The organism is Mycobacterium sp. 1165196.3 (genome assembly GCF_001673415.1).
GTDB classification, from domain to species: Bacteria; Actinomycetota; Actinomycetes; order Mycobacteriales; family Mycobacteriaceae; genus Mycobacterium; species Mycobacterium europaeum_A.
Genome location: NZ_LZLU01000272.1, coordinates 1 through 844, shown reverse-complemented (window position 1 = coordinate 844; position 844 = coordinate 1). Strand labels below are relative to the sequence as shown.

General features: G+C 71.0%; 3 protein-coding genes and 1 pseudogene. All 4 read left to right on the top strand.

The window, feature by feature from the left end:
- On the top strand, nt 1-84 hold an 84-nt coding region (gene rpmG / locus A5659_RS26175; RefSeq protein WP_067019528.1), incomplete at its 5' end, for a 50S ribosomal protein L33.
- Between the two features lie 2 nt (nt 85-86).
- Nucleotides 87-392, top strand: coding sequence for a 30S ribosomal protein S14 (gene rpsN / locus A5659_RS26170; RefSeq protein WP_066872857.1), 306 nt, complete (start codon nt 87-89; stop codon nt 390-392).
- The gene (gene rpsR, locus A5659_RS26165) at nt 392-658 is read left to right on the top strand and encodes a 30S ribosomal protein S18 (RefSeq protein ID WP_067141899.1); all 267 of its coding nucleotides are present in this window, start codon (nt 392-394) and stop codon (nt 656-658) included. Before rpsN ends, rpsR begins: the two co-directional genes overlap by 1 nt.
- A pseudogene (locus A5659_RS26160) lies at nt 655-844 on the top strand (hypothetical protein); the annotation flags it as partial. The gene rpsR and the pseudogene A5659_RS26160, both read left to right, overlap by 4 nt.

Sequence of the window (844 nt, the reverse complement as noted above, 5' to 3'; positions counted from 1 at the left end):
CGACGCAACGACCCCGACCGGCTGATGCTGCGCAAGTACGACCCCGTCATCCGCCGTCACGTCGACTTCCGCGAGGAGCGCTGAACATGGCCAAGAAATCCAAGATCGTCAAGAACGAGCGCCGTCGCGCGATCGTGGCGCGTTACGCCGAACGCCGGGCCGAACTCAAGGAGGTCATCCGCGCACCGGCGAGCACCGCCGAGCAGCGGGCGGCGGCACGAGAAGCGTTGGCCCGCCAGCCCCGCGACGCCAGCTCCGTGCGGGTCCGCAACCGCGACGCCGTCGACGGGCGTCCCCGCGGCCACCTGCGCAAGTTCGGGTTATCGCGGGTGCGGGTCCGCGAATTGGCGCACGCCGGGCAGCTACCCGGCGTGCGGAAGGCGAGCTGGTGATGGCCCGGAAAGCCGCCCGCATCCGCCGGCTCGCGCTACCGCCCGGCCGGTCACCGAAAAAGAATGCGCTGCGCACCCTGGGACTGGACGCGGTGGACTATAAGGACACCGCGACGCTGCGCATCTTCATCTCCGAACGCGGCAAGATCCGGTCCCGCCAGGTGACCGGCCTGACCGTCCGGCAGCAACGACAGGTCGCGACGGCCATCAAGAACGCCCGTGAAATGGCGCTGCTGCCCTACCCCGGCCCGCACACACCGCGATGACCTCCCCGCGCCGCGGCACCGCCCGTCCCTTCACCGTGATCGTCTGCGCCGCTTGCGCGGTCGCCGGCGAACTGTCGGTGATCGACGAGCTGCGGCCGGCGATTCGGCGCTGCCCGCACTCCATGCTGGTCACCGCCTCCTGCATGCTCGGACCACTCACCTGCGCGTCCCGCCCGACCGGCGGCG